The organism is Nonomuraea sp. NPDC050786, from assembly GCF_040654115.1.
Lineage (GTDB): Bacteria > Actinomycetota > Actinomycetes > Streptosporangiales > Streptosporangiaceae > Nonomuraea.
This window is the reverse complement of sequence record NZ_JBFAHJ010000003.1, coordinates 241,879-257,215: the sequence shown is the minus strand read 5'-3', so window position 1 is coordinate 257,215 and position 15,337 is coordinate 241,879. Positions and strand designations below refer to the sequence as shown.

The 15,337-nt window shown below is 69.5% G+C and carries 16 protein-coding genes and 1 other RNA gene; 6 read left to right on the top strand and 11 right to left on the bottom strand.

The genetic code is table 11. From position 1 onward, the window contains the following. Positions 1 to 25 precede the first annotated feature (25 nt). Both AB0H84_RS08795 and AB0H84_RS08790 read right to left on the bottom strand, forming a co-directional pair. A complete protein-coding gene (locus tag AB0H84_RS08795; protein ID WP_357600330.1) occupies positions 26 to 1,462 on the bottom strand; it encodes an Nramp family divalent metal transporter in 1,437 nt (478 codons plus the stop codon). A 66-nt stretch (positions 1,463 to 1,528) separates the two neighbouring features. Then, a complete protein-coding gene (locus AB0H84_RS08790) occupies positions 1,529 to 2,269 on the bottom strand; it encodes a GNAT family N-acetyltransferase (RefSeq protein ID WP_357600327.1) in 741 nt (246 codons plus the stop codon). Between the two features lie 99 nt (positions 2,270 to 2,368). Between AB0H84_RS08790 and AB0H84_RS08785 the strand changes: the two genes are divergently transcribed. Continuing rightward, entirely contained in the window at positions 2,369 to 2,764 is a 396-nt protein-coding gene (locus AB0H84_RS08785; protein WP_357600324.1) for an SSI family serine proteinase inhibitor, read from the top strand. A gap of 36 nt (positions 2,765 to 2,800) precedes the next feature. Here the strand turns inward: AB0H84_RS08785 and AB0H84_RS08780 are convergent, their stop codons facing one another. The 3 genes from AB0H84_RS08780 to AB0H84_RS08770 all read right to left on the bottom strand — a co-directional run bounded on the left by AB0H84_RS08780 (position 2,801) and on the right by AB0H84_RS08770 (position 4,934). Then, positions 2,801 to 3,838 carry a CU044_5270 family protein gene (locus AB0H84_RS08780; protein WP_357600321.1) on the bottom strand — a complete coding sequence of 346 codons (1,038 nt, stop codon included), beginning with the start codon at positions 3,836 to 3,838 and terminating at the stop codon, positions 2,801 to 2,803. Beyond that, positions 3,838 to 4,350 carry an RNA polymerase sigma factor gene (locus tag AB0H84_RS08775; protein WP_357600318.1) on the bottom strand — a complete coding sequence of 171 codons (513 nt, stop codon included), beginning with the start codon at positions 4,348 to 4,350 and terminating at the stop codon, positions 3,838 to 3,840. Before AB0H84_RS08775 ends, AB0H84_RS08780 begins: the two co-directional genes overlap by 1 nt. A 362-nt stretch (positions 4,351 to 4,712) precedes the next feature. Next, positions 4,713 to 4,934 carry a hypothetical protein gene (locus AB0H84_RS08770; RefSeq protein ID WP_357600315.1) on the bottom strand — a complete coding sequence of 74 codons (222 nt, stop codon included), beginning with the start codon at positions 4,932 to 4,934 and terminating at the stop codon, positions 4,713 to 4,715. Positions 4,935 to 5,116: 182 nt separating this feature from the next. Here AB0H84_RS08770 and AB0H84_RS08765 point away from each other — a divergent pair, with 182 nt between their 5' ends. The 3 genes from AB0H84_RS08765 to AB0H84_RS08755 are packed head-to-tail and all read left to right on the top strand — an operon-like array spanning position 5,117 to position 6,010. Further along, on the top strand, positions 5,117 to 5,518 hold the full coding sequence (locus AB0H84_RS08765; protein ID WP_357600312.1) for an ankyrin repeat domain-containing protein: 402 nt from the start codon (positions 5,117 to 5,119) through the stop codon (positions 5,516 to 5,518). Positions 5,519 to 5,521: 3 nt separating this feature from the next. After that, positions 5,522 to 5,713: a hypothetical protein gene (locus AB0H84_RS08760; protein WP_357600309.1), complete on the top strand. Its 192-nt coding sequence runs from the start codon at positions 5,522 to 5,524 to the stop codon at positions 5,711 to 5,713. Between the two features lie 42 nt (positions 5,714 to 5,755). Next, positions 5,756 to 6,010: a tyrosine-type recombinase/integrase gene (locus AB0H84_RS08755; protein ID WP_357600306.1), complete on the top strand. Its 255-nt coding sequence runs from the start codon at positions 5,756 to 5,758 to the stop codon at positions 6,008 to 6,010. A gap of 42 nt (positions 6,011 to 6,052) precedes the next feature. Here AB0H84_RS08755 and rnpB read toward each other — a convergent pair. From rnpB to AB0H84_RS08735, 4 genes are all read right to left on the bottom strand, one after another. Beyond that, positions 6,053 to 6,440, bottom strand: an RNA gene (gene rnpB, locus AB0H84_RS08750) — RNase P RNA component class A. Between the two features lie 26 nt (positions 6,441 to 6,466). Continuing rightward, complete coding sequence (locus AB0H84_RS08745) at positions 6,467 to 7,765, bottom strand: bifunctional RNase H/acid phosphatase (RefSeq protein WP_357600303.1); 1,299 nt, start codon at positions 7,763 to 7,765, stop codon at positions 6,467 to 6,469. Then, positions 7,762 to 8,502 (bottom strand): C4-type zinc ribbon domain-containing protein, encoded by a 741-nt coding sequence (locus AB0H84_RS08740; protein WP_357600300.1) that lies wholly within the window; start codon positions 8,500 to 8,502, stop codon positions 7,762 to 7,764. The genes AB0H84_RS08745 and AB0H84_RS08740 overlap by 4 nt, the downstream gene beginning before the upstream one ends. Before the next feature lie 2 nt (positions 8,503 to 8,504). After that, positions 8,505 to 9,305: a Nif3-like dinuclear metal center hexameric protein gene (locus AB0H84_RS08735; RefSeq protein ID WP_357600973.1), complete on the bottom strand. Its 801-nt coding sequence runs from the start codon at positions 9,303 to 9,305 to the stop codon at positions 8,505 to 8,507. Positions 9,306 to 9,399: 94 nt separating this feature from the next. On the opposite strand from AB0H84_RS08735, the gene AB0H84_RS08730 reads away from it, so the two are divergent. Together AB0H84_RS08730 and AB0H84_RS08725 are read left to right on the top strand one after the other, a co-directional pair. Beyond that, positions 9,400 to 10,830, top strand: a complete 1,431-nt coding sequence (locus tag AB0H84_RS08730) for an NAD(P)/FAD-dependent oxidoreductase (protein WP_357600297.1) — start codon at positions 9,400 to 9,402, stop codon at positions 10,828 to 10,830. 62 nt (positions 10,831 to 10,892) lie between these two features. Next, the gene (locus AB0H84_RS08725) at positions 10,893 to 11,921 is read left to right on the top strand and encodes a membrane dipeptidase (RefSeq protein WP_357600295.1); all 1,029 of its coding nucleotides are present in this window, start codon (positions 10,893 to 10,895) and stop codon (positions 11,919 to 11,921) included. A 137-nt stretch (positions 11,922 to 12,058) separates the two neighbouring features. Here AB0H84_RS08725 and AB0H84_RS08720 read toward each other — a convergent pair whose 3' ends face one another. Together AB0H84_RS08720 and AB0H84_RS08715 are read right to left on the bottom strand one after the other, a co-directional pair. Continuing rightward, positions 12,059 to 13,075, bottom strand: a complete 1,017-nt coding sequence (locus AB0H84_RS08720; RefSeq protein ID WP_357600293.1) for an NAD-dependent epimerase/dehydratase family protein — start codon at positions 13,073 to 13,075, stop codon at positions 12,059 to 12,061. Next, on the bottom strand, positions 13,072 to 15,312 hold the full coding sequence (locus AB0H84_RS08715; protein ID WP_357600290.1) for a bifunctional SulP family inorganic anion transporter/carbonic anhydrase: 2,241 nt from the start codon (positions 15,310 to 15,312) through the stop codon (positions 13,072 to 13,074). Before AB0H84_RS08715 ends, AB0H84_RS08720 begins: the two co-directional genes overlap by 4 nt. Positions 15,313 to 15,337: the final 25 nt, after the last annotated feature.

Here is a 15,337-nt window from a genome sequence, read left to right as displayed (position 1 = left end):
TGAGGTCAACTCGAAAGCTCCCTGCTCATGAACCGCCGAAGAGCTTCTGCGCCTGCTGGATGACGACCATCACGGTCAGCGCGCCGAAGAAGGCCACCGACCACACCAGCGCGCCCAGCCGGTACGAGCGCACCCTGATGGCCTCGGGCAGCGACCGCCGGTTGAGGATGATCAGCAGGATCGAGTACACGAACATCATCACGGCCGCGAAGCACGCGGAGAACACCAGCAGGATGAGCGGCTGGTCGAAGCCCGCCAGCAGGACCGCGATCCCGATCAGCGCCATGGCCCAGACCGTGTAGAAGTAGACCCGGTTCACCGAGACGGGCTTGTCACGCAGGTAGACCGTCTTGATCGTGTCGGAGGCCAGCCGCGAGGTGTAGTCGACGATGCCCATGGCCGAGGCGAACAGGGCCAGCGCCCCGATCACCCAGAACAGCACGCCGAACCACGGGGCGACGACGTCCTGCAGCACCTTGCCCTCGACCTGCAGGAACTGGATGCTGTTGGCCAGCCCCTCCCGGCCGAACACGGTGGAGTAGGCCAGCATCGACATGAACGCGATGGTCAGGAAGGACACCACGGCGAACGTCCAGGCCTGCTCGACGTTCGCGAAGCGCCACCACTGCTTCCACCGGGCCAGGTTCTCCTTGGTGGGCGGGAACTGGAAGCCGGTCGAAGCGGCCGCCTCCTCCTGGCCGGTCACCGGGCTGACCAGGCGCGGCACGTACTGGCCCATGCCGAAGCCCTTGTCGCGGATCCAGTTGCTCTGGCAGAGGTTCTGGCCGCCGCCCGCGCCGGCGTACGCGATCGCGCCCATCAGCACCGAGAACTCCAGCGGCGGCACGGGGAAGCCGGCCCCGACGGTCATGCCCTTGCCCAGCTCGACCCAGCTGTCGGCATTGATCGCGAACAGGACCGCGACCACGATCAGCGTCACCACCAGGGCGATCTTCACGAAGATGACCCGTTCGAGCACGGTGTAGATCACCGGCGCCAGCGTCAGGCCGAGCGCGATCACGAGGAGCATGCCGATGGCGATCCACCGCACGCTGCCCGCACCCGAGCCCGTCAGGTACGTCACCATGGTCGCGGACGTGGTGACCCAGCCCGGCCAGAGGTTCGAGCAGAGCGTCATCACGACGAAGACCAGGCCCCAGTGCTTCCACATCCGGCTGAACCCGGTGAGCGCGGTCTCGCCGGTGGCCAGCGTGTAGCGCTCGATCTCCATGTTGAGGAACCACTGGGTGATGATCCCGATCGCGGCTCCCCAGATGAAGACGAGCCCGACTTGGGAGGCGATGTACGGCCAGAGGATGAACTCGCCCGACGCCAGCCCCACCCCCGCGCCCACCAGCCCAGGGCCGATGATGCGCCATTTGGATCGAGGAGGTTCGGGGAGGTCGCGGACGGTGACGGACGGTAGGACTCGCGCAGGAACGGTCGGGGTGTACTCCGCCATGCGGATCTCCTTGCTCAGCGTTGCCTGACCGCCACATTACAGAGATATGAATCGATGGTGGAATAGCTAGTTAAGTCGCTTTACCACGTATTCGCCCCGGTCAGTGAGCCCCACCACCCGCCCGCCGTCCTTCATCGACCCGCCAAGGGCGTCGCGTACGGCCAGCCGCCACGCCTTGGCCGCCGCCGGATCCTCCCGCCGCAGCCGCTCGACGTCGGGCGGCGTCCCCACCAGCACCACGTCGCCCCGCGCGTCCTTGGTCGCCGGCCACCCGTGCTCGTCGGCGAGCAGGACCTCGCCGGCCGGTGGCTCCCCGCGCCCGGGATCGGTGATCCGCCACACCGCCAGCAACCGGTCGGAGGCGTCCCCCTCGTTGATCGCGTCGGTCATGTCCCCGTAGAAGTTCTCCAGGTACTCCTCCGGCATGGCGCCCAGCTTGACCAGGTTGAACCGGGCGTTCCTGCGTACGAGCGGGTCGAACGTCCACGTGATCCGCTCCAGCCCTCGCGCGAGGCACCAGTCCCGCTGGTGCGACTTCAACGCGTACCCGATGCCCCGGCCGACGACGGCGCCGGTCACGTGGGAGTGCAGCGCCCCGTCGGCCGCCCGGAACCCGACGGAGGCGCCCACCAGCCTGCCTGCCTCGTACGCGCCCGCCACGTAGTTGCCCGTGTGCGCGAACCCGATCATCAGCTCCACGGTCACGGGCGGGTTGTGCGGCGCGGGATGCCAGATGTCGTCGAAGAGCCGGTAGGCCTCCTCGAACTCGTCGATCTCCAGCAACTCCCTGATCACCACATCACCCATCACCCCTCCATTTACCCACGGCGGGGCGCAGCCCGTGACGCGTGCCTGCACGACTACTCTCAGTAGTCGATCGGAGATCCGTCGACCTCGGAGGTTCCCATGACGCTCGTGCTCACCGCCGCTCGCGGCCTGGCTGTGCTCGGACTGTGCGCGACGCCGTTCCTCGCCCCGCTGCCCGCCACCGCCGCCGACGACGAACCGCCGGGCGCGGAGCTGTTCATCACCGTCAGGCCCTCGTCGGGCGGCGAGTACGCGCGGACCCTCACCTGCGACCCGGACGGGGGCCTCCATCCGCGGCCGGTCGAGGCGTGCGACGCGCTGCGCGAGGTGGATGGCCACGTCGAGGATCTCGACGTGGATCCGGGGCCGTGCCCGATGATCTGGGACCCGGTGACGGTCGACGTGGCCGGCCACTGGCACGGCGAGGACGTCTCGTACCACCGGCAGTTCTCCAACAGCTGCGTCGCGGAGCGGAAGCTCGGCCCTCTCGTATAGGCGTACGGCCTCCGCGCCGCCGCGGTTCCGTGTCGCTCAGTGCCTGCTCGCGCAGCCGTCGCAATTGGGCGGCGGCACGGGACGGGCATCGCTCCAACCGGCCTTCTTGATGATCGAGGCGGACCATGGCACGCCTTGCGGGAGGCCGGGCATGGGCGCCATGTGCTGCACTGCGAGCAGCTCGCCGCTCCGGGGGTCGATGACGAGCTGGACGCGGTCGGCCCCGCGCGTGGGGAGCTGCAAGGTCACCCCTTGGCGCCCCATCGGATCGCGGACGTCGTCGAGCACGCTGACGCCGGGCATGGTGGCCAGCATGCGGTAGACCGCCGCCCGGGTCCCTGGGGCGGCCGGCACATCCCGGACGAGCCGGGCACCTGTCTGCAGCACCCAGTCGTCCGGGCTGAGCTCGGAAGAGGCGGAACGGTGTCGCAGGAGCTCGGCCTTGAGCGCCTTCGCCTCCCGCGGGAGCGCGAGCACCTCCTTCACGGTCGGCTCCCAACCGTCCGCCAGGGCCAGGACGTGCTCCGGGTCGCGGCGCGGGTAGAAGCGCAGGTTCTTGTCGCAACCTCGGGCCGGGCAGAGCCGCGGGGAGCCCGATCGCTTCCACGCCTCGGTGTCCTCGGTGCTGTACGGCTTGGCGGAGACGGATTCGAACCAGGTGTACCGGCTGTTGTCGCGCCCGATGACCAGCACGTCACGGCCGCGGTTCTCGACGGTGTAATCGCCCTCGTCTTTCGATCGGAGGATTTCCTCGGTCTCCAGCCGCCAATAGCGTCCGGCACCCTGCGGTTGAGCCGCCAGCTTGGCGGCTGCCAGCTCAAGAAGCCGTTCAGGGGTGGCCGCGACCTGCCTGACGCCCGTTCTGGGCACCATGACCACGATCGCGGCGATCACCAGGGCGACGGCCGCCGCGGCGAGCACGACGCCCCTCCAGCCGCGTCCTCGTGCCGCCGGAGCCGCGCGACGGCTTCCGGCGGCCTCCGTTGCGATCCGGGCCCGCACCGCGGCGACCTGCGCCGGAGAGGGCGGCGGGACATCCGGCATCACCCGGTCGATGAACTCGAACTCCTTCATCACGCCTCCATCCCCAACGCGCCACGCAACTTGGTCCTGGCCCTGCTCAGCCGCGAGGCGACGGTCCCTTCGGCGACCCGCAACGCGCTCGCCACCTCGGCGTAGCTCAGACCGCCGTACGCCACCAGCAGCACCACGTCCCGTTCTCCGGCAGTGAGCCTGGCCAGCGCCTTCGCCAGTCGCTCCACCGTCACCCCGGCCGTGAGCCGGTCGACCACCTGCTGGTCGAGCCCGTCGTCGTCAGGCGGCGGCCCCGTTCTCGCCAGCGCCCGGTAGCGGCGCAGCTCCGTACGCCGGTGCCGCCCGATCAGGTTGGTGGCGATGCCGTACAGCCAGGGTCTGATCTCGCCGAACGAGGGATCGAACGTCTCGCGCCGGCGGAAGGCGATCAGAAACGTCTCGGCGGCGAGATCCTCGGCCACGTCGAGGCCGACCCGGCGGCCGAGGTAGCGGCGGATCTCCTCGTAGTGGGCGTCGAAGACCGCTTCGAACGCGTCAGGGGCAGTGATCACTCAAGAACTCCCGAATGAGGTGGACACCCCTGCTTGCCCGCCGGGAGCCGCTCCTTCCCGCGAATTTTCTCCCACTGTCCTGGGTTGCGGCCGATGGCCGGCGATCGGCGCCATAGCCAGGATCGTCAAGCCTACCGAGCACGCCGTCTTCACACAGTCTGTGAGGATCACGAGACTGATCCTCTTCCGGGTGGCGAAATCCGCGCAGAACACACCGGAGAAAGCGAGAAACAAGCAACTATGAAATTCGCACCGCACCGGACGCCACTCGACATGCGACGGAATCAACCCGACTTACTGAGGGCGTCCGGGCTCGGCCTCAATTACGGATGGTGCTTGAAAGGAATGCCGTCAGCGAATGGTCAGGCCCACAGCGCGTATTTCCCTCCGTAGGCTTCCGTGTAGACGCAGTTGTAGTTGGTCCACCATCCCCACTGGATGCCGAGGTTCCCCCCGTTGACGCAGTCCGAGTAGAGGTAGTAGACGTACCTGATGCTGTCGGCCTGAGCAGGAGCGGCCCCCACCGACAAGGTCAGACCGGCGGCCAGTGCGGCGGTGACGGCCAACGATCGAGCTTTGCCCATTGATTCTCCTTTGAGATTCGCGACGGACACCTCAGGAATCATGACAGTGCCGCCCGCGCCCGACGAGCCCCGAAGTTCTCGCGGCGCTCTCACGGAATCGTGAGCTTGCCAGAGATCGCCCTGTGCTTCCGAAACCCCTGAAACTTTCACGTGTCGCCCTGCGAGGAGGCTCAATTACAGCCATGGAACATGAAGCGGCAGCCTGTGAGCCGATGACTCAGGCGCACCAGGCGGTGGAGCACGGCCACCTGGCGGCGCTGACTCGGTTACTCGACGCCGGTACCGATCCAAATGAGGTGTGGTCCAACATGACCTTGCTCTTGCATGCGATCGACGTGGAAGCTGATGGAGCAGCCCAGACCGGGCAGCCACTGGACGCTGCATGCACCGCCGTGCTCTTGGCCTATGGCGCCGACCCCGAACGTCCGGGCCCCGACGGGGACGTTCCGCTGCTCTTCGCCTTCCACTACGGTCACGGACTGGCCGTTCGGTTGCTTGAGGCGCACATCGCTCGTCGTCATGGCGGCACGGTGCCGAGCCCCTGTCCCGAGATATCGTTTGGTCCAAACGACCATGGAAGGTAATCCTTGAACCACAGGCGTAATGGCCACCTGGTCCCTCTGATCCTCGGCTGGCTCATCATCGTTCTGGGCGGGTGCGGGATCTTTTTCAGCAGCCCTGGCAGCAACGACGTTCCGGAAACGATCGTCATCGTGTCTGTAGGGCTGGCATGCTTCTTGACCGCCATCGTGGTGTTGATCGTCGAACGTTGGCCTTGATAAGCCAAGTAGCGTGTAGTCGTCCAGCGGATCAATTTTGACGTGCCGCTGACAGCCCCCGCCCTGTGGCCCGAGGCGGCCAAGTTGATGCCGGACACGACCTTTCACGACCTTAGGCATACCTTCGCCAGCACGGCTCTCGCCTCCGGCGTCCCGATCTCGGAGGTCTCCAAGCGGCTCGGCCACGAGTCGATCACAACCACGGTGGACCTGTACGGCCGCCTCGTCCTCAAAGCTTCCGCCAGGGCCAGAGAAGCGCCCGACAGGGCCTTAAGATCAACACTGGATGTGCCCTGATCGTGGGGTACGCCGTTCCCTCCCAGGTCGGAGAGGGAATGGGTGACGAGTCGGCCTGTAGGCCGGGTTCTGTCCTTCGTGAGAAGGGGCGACCATCCATCTAGGGTCGCCGTTGCCGGCGGCCTCGAGCGGTCTACCCGCGCGGCTCGGGCGGGCAGCCCTCGAACGTCGCGCGCGGGACGCTCCGGAGAGCGTCCCTTCTTGACCTTGCTCCGGGTGGGGTTTACCTAGCCGCCCACGTCGCCGTGGGCGCTGGTGGTCTCTTACACCACCCTTTCACCCTTACCTCCCGTCAACCGGGAGGCGGTCTGCTTTCTGTGGCACTGTCCCGCGGGTCACCCCGGGTCGGCGTTACCGACCACCCTGCCCTGTGGAGCCCGGACCTTCCTCGGCGGGCCGTGTGGCCCGACGCGGTCGCCCGGCCGACTCGTCAGCAAAACTGTACCAAGACCTACGTTATCCCCGGCGCAGGTGCGCGGTGTCGTTGAACGACTTCACCACGGCCGGGCCGTCCGCGTAGTACTCGATCAGCGACAGGCACGCCAGGTCGAGGTGCATGCGGTACAGGGACTCCAGCGGGGCCATGAGGGCCAGTCTCAGCAGCATCTTGATGGGCGTCACGTGCGAGACCGCGACGACGGTCTTGCCCTCGTACCGCTCGATCAGCCGCTCTCCGGCCGCCTGGACGCGGCGCGCGGCCGAGGCGAAGCTCTCGCCGTCCGGTGGCGCGGTCTCCGGGTCGGCGAGCCAGGTGGCGAGCTCGGCCGGCCAGCGGCGCTGCACCTCCGTGAACGTGTGGCCCTCCCAGGCGCCGAAATCGAGCTCCCTGAGGTCTTCGTCCACCTCGACGTCGAGCCCGGTCCGCTGGGCGACCGCCTCCGCGGTCTGCCGGGCGCGCTTGAGCGGCGAGGAGACGATCACATCCGGTCGGTACGGCTCGCGCGACAGCCTCTCGGCGGCGGCCGCCGCCTGGGCCAGGCCGTTGGGCGTGAGCTCGACGTCGCCCCTGCCCGAGAACCTGCGTTCGAGGGAGAGCTCGGTCTCGCCATGCCGGAGCAGGAGCAGTGACGTGGCCACGCGGGTGGGAGGGCGCCAGCCGGTGCCCTTGCCGGTGCGCTGCTGGGCGGCGGCGATGGAGGCGGTGGGGGCGGATATTTCGGAAATGGCGCTCCCCGCGTCGAGGAGGTCCGTCTGCCGGGCCACGCGCGGAGAGGACGCGGCGGCGGAGCTGGCCGTCGCCCCAGAGGGACCTTCGGGGGCGTTCGTTCGGACTGGTGCGTCCGGCCCCTGGCCTCCGGACGGGACCGGTTCGGTCGTGCCGCCGGCCTTCCAGGTGAGGCCCTTGGCGGCGGCGTCCATGGCCTCGTTGGCCAGCCGGTCGGCGTGCTTGTTGCGCTCGCGCGGGATCCAGGTCCACTCCGTCACGCGCAGCCGCCTGACCAGCGACCCGGCCTCCATGGCGAGCGGGCGCAGCCCTTCGTTCTTGATCTTCCAGCGGCCCGCCATCTGCTCGATGACCAGCTTGGAGTCCATCCGGACGGCCACCGGCGCGCCCTCGCCGCCCAGCCGGAGCGCGGCCTGGAGGCCGGCGATCAGGCCGCGGTATTCGGCGACGTTGTTGGTCGTGACGCCGATGGCCTCGGCCGCCTCCGCCAGAACCTGTCCGTCGGAGGCGTCCATGACCACCGCGCCGTAGCCGGCGGGCCCCGGGTTGCCGCGCGAGCCGCCGTCCGCCTCGATGATGTAGGAGGTCACAGCCCTGACTCTGCCGTACGTACGAGGATGCGCCGGCACTCCTCGCAACGGAGCACCTCGTCATGGGGCGCGGCCTTGATGCGGTTCATCTCGGCGATCGACAGGGCCACCTTGCAGCCCTGGCACCGGCCGCCGCGCAGCATCGCGGCGCCCACGCCGTACTGGCCCTTGAGCTTCTCGTAGAGCCCCAGGAGGTCGGTGGGGATGTCGCCGGTGACGGTGGCGCGGCGGCCCTGGACCTCGCCCGACTCCTTGTCGATCTCCTTGAGCGCCTCGTCGCGGCGGGCCTCGGCGGTGGCGAGGGCGGCGGCGATCTCGTCGCGCTGGGCGACCAGGTCGGTGACCTTGGTGTCGGCCGCCTCCTTGCGCTCCATGATCTCCAGAACGACCTCTTCCAGGTCGCCCTGGCGCTTGTGCAGCGAGGCGATCTCCGACTGCAGGCTGGCCAGGTCGCGCGGCGAGGTCACGGCGCCGGAGTCGAGGCGCTTCTGGTCGCGGTCGGCACGGGTGCGCACGGCGTCGACGTCGCTCTCGGCCTTGGCCTGCTCGCGCGCCAGGTCGCCGGCCTCGGTCTCGGCCTCGATCACCTGCGTGGCGAGCCTGGCGAACGACTTCGACCGCTCGTCGATCTCGGCAAGCTCGGGCAGGGTGCGGCGGCGGTGCGCCAGCCGATCAATCACGGAGTCGAGCTCTGCCAGGTCGAGCAGTCTCTTCTGGGCCTCAGGGGCTGCTTTCATGATCAATATCCTCTTGTCCAAGCATCGGTGACCGTGGCGGAGACACGCGTTTCAACGGTAACGCCACTGGAGCGCAGGATGGACGCCGCGCCCTCCAGCCAGGGCCACTCGGTCGCCCAGTGCGCGGCGTCGATCAGCGCGGGCCCGCCCGACTCCACGAACTCACTGGCCGGATGATGCCGCAGGTCCGCCGTGAGGAACACATCGACCCCCGCGGCCTTCGCCGTACCGAGGAGCGAATCGCCCGCGCCCCCGCTGACCGCCACGCGCGTGACGGGGCGGGTCAGGTCGCCCGCCACGCGGATGCCACCGGGCGTGCGGGGCAGGCCCTTGGCCGCCTGCGCCGCGAACTCGCCCAACGTCATCTCCGAGGGCAGCTCGCCGATGCGGCCCAGCCCGCGCCACGGGTCGTCGGGGAACGGCTGGAGCGGCACCAGGTCGCCGACCAGGCCGACGGCTCGGGCCAGGGCGTCGGACACGCCAGGATTGGCCACGTCGGCGTTGGTGTGGGCGGTGTAGAGGGCGATGTCGTTCTTTATCAGGGTGTGGAGCATGCGGCCCTTGGGCGTGGTCGCGGCCACGCTGGTGGTGCCGCGCAGGTAGAGCGGATGGTGGGTGACGATCAGGTCGGCCTCCCACTGCAGGGCCTCGTCGGCCACGGCCGCGACCGGGTCGACCGCGAACAGCACCCGCCGCACCTCCTGCGCCGGGTCGCCGCTCACCAGCCCCACGGCGTCCCAAGACTCGGCCCGGGCGGGCGGGTAGGCCGCCTCCAGCACCTCGATCACGTTCGTCAACGTCACAGCAGCCACGTGCGCAGACTATCGGCCTGGGGGAGGGTGTCGTCGGAACGGCGTTCGGCGTACTGTAAGTGGACCCTGACCTGCGGAGGGCGGCATGTCACCCAGCGTGGCCATCATCGGAGCGGGGTTCGGTGGACTGTGCATGGCGATCCGGCTCGAACGCGCCGGGATCCGCTCGTACACGGTCTTCGAGAAGGCCGGCGGGCTCGGCGGCACGTGGCGGGAGAACAGCTATCCGGGGGCAGGGTGCGACATTCCCTCGCATCTCTACTCGTACTCATTCGAGAAGTACGCGAGCTGGACGCGCCGTTACCCAGAGCAGCCCGAAATTCTTGAATATCTTGAACATTGCGCTGATAAATACGACGTCAGGCGAAAAATCCGGTTCGGCGCCGAGGTCCAGCGCGCCGCCTTCGACGGCACGACGTGGCAGGTGACCAGCGGCGGCCGTACCGAGGCGTTCGACGTGGTGGTCATGAGCGTGGGCCAGCTCAACCGCCCCCGCCTCCCCGACATTCCCGGAATTTCGAATTTCGAGGGCGTCTCCTTCCACTCCGCGCGCTGGAACCACGATCACGATCTCACCGGCCGGCGCGTCGCCGTGATCGGGAACGGGTCGTCGGCGGCCCAGTTCATCCCGCGCATCGCCGAACAGGCCGGCCATCTGTACGTCTTCCAGCGCACGCCCAACTGGGTGATCCCGAAGCCGGACACCGCGTTCGGGCCGCTGGCCAGGCTCGCGCTCCGCTTCGTCCCCGGCCTCCAGCGCGTCTACCGCGAATGGATCTTCCGCTACGCCGAGGCCACCCTCTACCCCGCCCTGGCCCAGGGGTGGAGCGCGGAATTGCTCAGGAAGCGCGCCCTGCGGCACCTGCACGACCAGGTGCCCGACCCCGCGCTGCGGGCCAAGCTGACCCCCGACTACCCGCCGGGCTGCAAGCGGGTCGTCATCGACAGCGCCTTCTATCCGGCGCTGACCAGGGCCGACGTCGATGTGGTGACGGACCGGATCGTACGTATCGCACCGAAGGGCATCGAGACCACCGAGGGCCGCTACGAGGTCGACACGATCGTTCACGCCACCGGCTTCAGGAGCACCGAGTTCCTGGCGCCGATGGAGGTCGTGGGCCGCGAGGGGCGGACGCTCGAGGAGCAGTGGAAGGGCGGGGCCGAGGCGTACCTGGGCATATCCATGCCCAACTTCCCGAACCTCTTCCTCCTGTACGGCCCCAACACGAACCTCGGCCACAACTCCATCGTGTTCATGATCGAGTGCCAGGTCAGGCATGTCATGTCCTGCCTGCCGCGCCTGTCGGCCACCGGGCCGATCGAGGTGCGCCCCGAGGCCATGGCGGCGTGGCGCAGGCAGCTCGACGCGGCGATGACGCGGATGGTGTGGGGCGGCGGGTGCCAGAGCTGGTACAAAACCCCCGAGGGCCGCGTGACGAACAACTGGCCCGGCACCACCACGCTCTACCGCAAACTCACCTCCAGGCCTCCCGCCCCCGCCTACCGCCGCGCCTAGCCCCCTCCGCGTCCAGCCCCGGCGCATTGGAGCAGTCCGGTCCGCGCGATAACGTCCATCTCATGACCCTTTCCCTGCACCGGCGCGCGGTCGTGGCCGACACGCACAACGATCTGCTCATGGCCGTCTCCGCGCGGCCACCTGAGCAGTGGGCCGCGTTCTTCCGCCAGAGGTGGCTGCCCCAGCTCGTCGACGGCGGGGTGAACCTGCAGATCCTGCCGGTCTTCATCGACGACCAGTACCGGCCGGAGGGCGCGCTGCGGCAGACGCTGCGCATGATCGAATGTGCGCACGTGCTGGCCGAGGGCAACCCCGACCACGTCCGCATATGTCTGGACGCCGCCGACATCGACCGCACACTCGACGAAGGCAAGATCGCACTGGTGATCGCGCTGGAGAGCATGCCGGGGATCGACGCGGACGTGGAGCTCATCTCGACCGTCCACCGGCTGGGCGTGCGGGTGGCGTCCATCGCCCACTTCGGCCGCACGCCGCTGGCCGACGGCAGCGGTGAGGACGCCACGGGCAGCGGCCTGACCTCCCACGGCGTGGCGGCGCTGCAGGAGATGGAGCGGCTCGGCATCGTCTTCGACATCTCCCACCTGGGCGCCTCCGGCGTGGCGCACGTCCTGGAGCTGGCCACCAGACCCGTCATGGCCACCCACTCCTCGGCCCGGGCGCTGCGCGACCACCACCGCAACCTCACCGACGACCAGCTGCGCGGGGTGGCCGCCACGGGCGGCGTGATCTGCGTCAACTTCCTGGCCCCCTTCCTCGCCGAACGCGAGGAGGACATGACGCTCGACCGCCTGCTCGACCACATCGAGCACATCGCGTCCGTGGCCGGTATCGACCACGTCGGCCTGGGTCCCGACTTCATCCGGGAGGTCATGGACGACCTGACGCCGCCGTGCTGCGAGGGCGTCAACGCGAGAGGCGTCAACCCGAGGCTGGCCGTCGCCGGTCTGGAGGGGCCGTCGGGGCTGCCCATGGTCACCGAGGGCCTGCTCGCCCGCGGCGTCCCGGAGAAGGACGTCTTGAAGATCGTCGGCGGCAACGTGCACCGCTTCCTCGGCGAACGACTGGCGTGACCGCCGACGCAGGTGAGGGGCGGAGGCAACCGCACAGCCTCCGCCCCTCCGGCCCCTGGGAGTCAGGACCGTCGCCGGGAGAACCTCGCCGGCGCCCGCGACACTAATTCGCCCCCATGCCCAACGTCTGCGGAGGATTACTCAGAACGGGCGGCCCACGCCGCGAGAATGGCGGCCTCCTTCTCCGACGCCATGCCGTGCGGGCTCTTGACGCCGTAAACGCGCCGCTCCTCCGGGATCTCCCGGAGCCAGGCCCACGTGTCGCGCACGGTCTCCGCCACCGGACGGGTGCGAAGCCCCGCCGCCTGCGCCTCGGCGGTCGGCACGCTCCAGAAGTTGTCGGTCTCCGCGGACGGCGGCCCGCCCCACAGCGGCAGCTCGACCCACAGCCCCGCCCCCTGCTCCACCAGGAACTCGCTCTCCATCCAGACGAACTGCGCGTCCGAGCCGGTCACCTCCTTGCAGAGACCGAGCCACTCGCCGTAGGTGGTGTTGCCCGCGGGCCCCGTCACCACGTGGGTGCCGGACGCGCTCCGCTCCGCCTGGTCGAGGGTGAAGATCGCCACGTCGCGCACGTCGACGAGCTGCATCGGCGTGCCCGGGTCGCCGGGCGCGAGGACCCGGCCGCCGCGCGCGATCCTGCTCAGCCACCACGGCAGCCGGCCCACCTCCTCGTGCGGCCCCAGGATCAGGCCGGGACGGACGATCAGCGCGTTGCCGTCGAACCCCTGCTCGACCGCCCGCTCGCACCCCGCCTTGAGCACGCCGTAGTCGCCGTCGTCGGGCCCGGCGTCCGGCGCGCACGGCCACCCCGGCTTGCCCTCGGCGGCCGGCTTGCCGGGAAAGCCGTCGATGGCCGAGACGCTGGAGACGAAGGCGTACGTGCCGGCGTGCCCGGACAGCGCCCGCACCGACTCGCCCACGACCCGCGGCACGTAGCCGCACGTGTCGACCACGGCGTCCCACGACCGGCCGGCGACCAGCCGGTCGAGGTCGGCGCGCACCTCACGGTCACCGCGCACGACCTCGACGCCGGGCACGTCGTCGTGGCTCACCCCTCTGTTGAACGTCGTCACCTCATGCCCTCGGGCCAGCGCCTCCACGACGACGGCACGCCCCAGGAACCTCGAACCACCAATAACCAGAAGTTTCACGCACTCATTGTTCGCCCATCCTCGGACTGCGAGCCGCGTTCTTCACCCAGAGCGGAGAACGTGGGGCGCAGCGGCGGCACGATGTGCACCCTCGCCGCGCCGATGTCGAAGAAGAGCCCCACCAGCGCCAGCTTCCCGGCGCGGACCTGTTCGTCGACCTTGCGGTAGGTGCGCAGGTTCTCCAGCTGCTGCTGCACGTTGACCCGGCAGAGCACGTCCAGAGCACCGCTGTGCAGCCGATCGCCCTCGGTCTCGATGAACCTGGCCAGGCTGTGGTTTCCGTGCCGCAGCCACCTTCTCAGCCCCGGCAGGCTGCCTGCCTGCACGCCCGCGCTGAGCACCCCGGCCATCGCGCCGCACCCGGAATGGCCGCAGACCGTGATCGTGTGCACGCCCAGGACCTGGGTGGCGTACTCGATCGCCGCCACCACCGAGTCGTCGTGCGGCTCCGAGCCCCTGCGCGGCACCAGGTTGCCGATGTTGCGCACGGTGAACAGGTCACCGGGGCCGCTCGCGGTGATCAGGCTGGGCACGATCCGGGAGTCGGCGCACGTGATGAACAGGTGCGACGGCTGCTGCTTGCGGGCCAGCTCGGTGAAGATGGGCCGCACCAGCGGCGCCGTACGCCGGTGGAACTCCCGCGCGCCCGCCGTCAGCCGGCACTCCTCCCCGGCCGTGTCCGGCAGCGCAGGGAGACGGTGCCGATGGGCCCACGGCAGCCACCACCGGTCCGGCGCCTTGGGCGGCGACTTGACCGGGAACATGCGCGCGCCGCTGGCCGCCAGCGAGTACCACTCGTCGTGCAGCTCGTCGATCTCGACCGTGCCGCCCATGCGCTCGTGGTCGAGCCGCCAGGAGTGGATGGCCTCGAAGGCGGCGTTGTCCATGAAGTCGATGTTCAGGTCGAGGTCCACGGCGGCGCCCGAGGCGATGGCCCGCAGCTCGCGCGTCAGCCTGGGCACGCCCAGGAACGTCAGCGAGCCGGAGATCGTCACGTGCACCCGGCCGTCGTGGCCCTGCCGCTTGGCCACCGTGACCCAGGTCAGGCGGCGCAGCGCGAGCAGCGCGGCCAGCGCCAGCCCCGCCAGCACGCCTTCGGCGAGTCCGAGCAGGATCACGGCGAGCATCGTCACCACGTAGACGGGCACCTCGCCGTGGCCGTGCACCTTCTTGATGTGACCCAGGTTGACCATCTGCACGCCGATGAACACCAGCAGCGCGGCCAGCGCCTCCAGCGGGATCAGCTTGATCGTCCAGCCGAACCCGATCGCGAACACCAGCACCCACACCCCGTGCAGGATCGCCGACCAGCGGGTACGCGCGCCCGCCTGCACGTTCGTGGTGCTGCGCACGATCACGCCGGCCACCGGCAGGCCGCCGAGCGCGCCGCTGACCATGTTCGCGACGCCCTGGCCGGTCAGCTCCTGGTCGAGGTCGGCGCGGCGGCCCGCGTGCTGCCCCTCGACCGCCACGCAGCACAGCAGCGACTCGCACCCGGCCAGCAGCGCCACGAGCAGCACCGCCGCCACCACCATGTGCCAGTCGCCCTGCGGCAGCACGGGGAACGCCCACGAGACGACGCTGTCGGACAGGTCCACGCGCGTGACGTCCCAGCCGAAGGCCCAGGCCGTGACCGCCGCGACGAGCAGCGCCACCAGAGGCGCGGGCACGGCCCTGACCTGCTTGGGCATCCGCGTCCACAACGCGAGCACGGAGATCGTGAGGATTCCGACGGCGACCTTGTGCCCGTGCAGGTCGGCGATCTGGCCGGGCAGCTCGATCAGGTTCGCCACGGCCGAGCGCTGCGAGCTGCCGCCGAGGACCACGTGGAGCTGGGCGAGCGCGATGATCACGCCGACGGCCGCCAGCATCCCGTGGATGACCGCCGGCGACACAGCGAGCGCCGCCCTGGCCGCCTTGAAGACGCCGAGCAGCAGCTGCACGACGCCCGCCAGCAGGGTGATCATGCAGGTGGCCCGCCACCCGTACGTCTGCACGAGATCCACGACCACCAGCGACAATCCGGCTGCGGGCCCGCTCACCTGAACGGCGGAGCCGCCCAGCGAGCCCGCCACGATCCCGCCCACCACGGCGGCGATCAGCCCGGCGGCGAGCGGGGCGCCCGAGGCCATCGCGATGCCCAGCGAGAGGGGCACCGCGACGAGGAAAACCACGAGCGAGGCCGGCACGTCGTGCCTGAGTGTGCCCAGCCAGTTACTCTTCGTGTCGGGGATCATGGAGCAAACCCTATTGCTCCGTCGA

What these genes read in the sequence shown, in the direction of transcription:
- AB0H84_RS08765 (WP_357600312.1), top strand. Translation starts at nt 5,117, where the DNA reads ATGGAACATGAAGCGGCAGCCTGTGAGCCGATGACTCAGGCGCACCAG.
- AB0H84_RS08740 (WP_357600300.1), bottom strand. Translation starts at nt 8,502, where the DNA reads ATGAAAGCAGCCCCTGAGGCCCAGAAGAGACTGCTCGACCTGGCAGAG.
- AB0H84_RS08790 (WP_357600327.1), bottom strand. Translation starts at nt 2,269, where the DNA reads ATGGGTGATGTGGTGATCAGGGAGTTGCTGGAGATCGACGAGTTCGAG.
- AB0H84_RS08770 (WP_357600315.1), bottom strand. Translation starts at nt 4,934, where the DNA reads ATGGGCAAAGCTCGATCGTTGGCCGTCACCGCCGCACTGGCCGCCGGT.
- AB0H84_RS08730 (WP_357600297.1), top strand. Translation starts at nt 9,400, where the DNA reads ATGTCACCCAGCGTGGCCATCATCGGAGCGGGGTTCGGTGGACTGTGC.
- AB0H84_RS08795 (WP_357600330.1), bottom strand. Translation starts at nt 1,462, where the DNA reads ATGGCGGAGTACACCCCGACCGTTCCTGCGCGAGTCCTACCGTCCGTC.
- AB0H84_RS08780 (WP_357600321.1), bottom strand. Translation starts at nt 3,838, where the DNA reads ATGAAGGAGTTCGAGTTCATCGACCGGGTGATGCCGGATGTCCCGCCG.
- AB0H84_RS08785 (WP_357600324.1), top strand. Translation starts at nt 2,369, where the DNA reads ATGACGCTCGTGCTCACCGCCGCTCGCGGCCTGGCTGTGCTCGGACTG.
- AB0H84_RS08725 (WP_357600295.1), top strand. Translation starts at nt 10,893, where the DNA reads ATGACCCTTTCCCTGCACCGGCGCGCGGTCGTGGCCGACACGCACAAC.
- AB0H84_RS08715 (WP_357600290.1), bottom strand. Translation starts at nt 15,312, where the DNA reads ATGATCCCCGACACGAAGAGTAACTGGCTGGGCACACTCAGGCACGAC.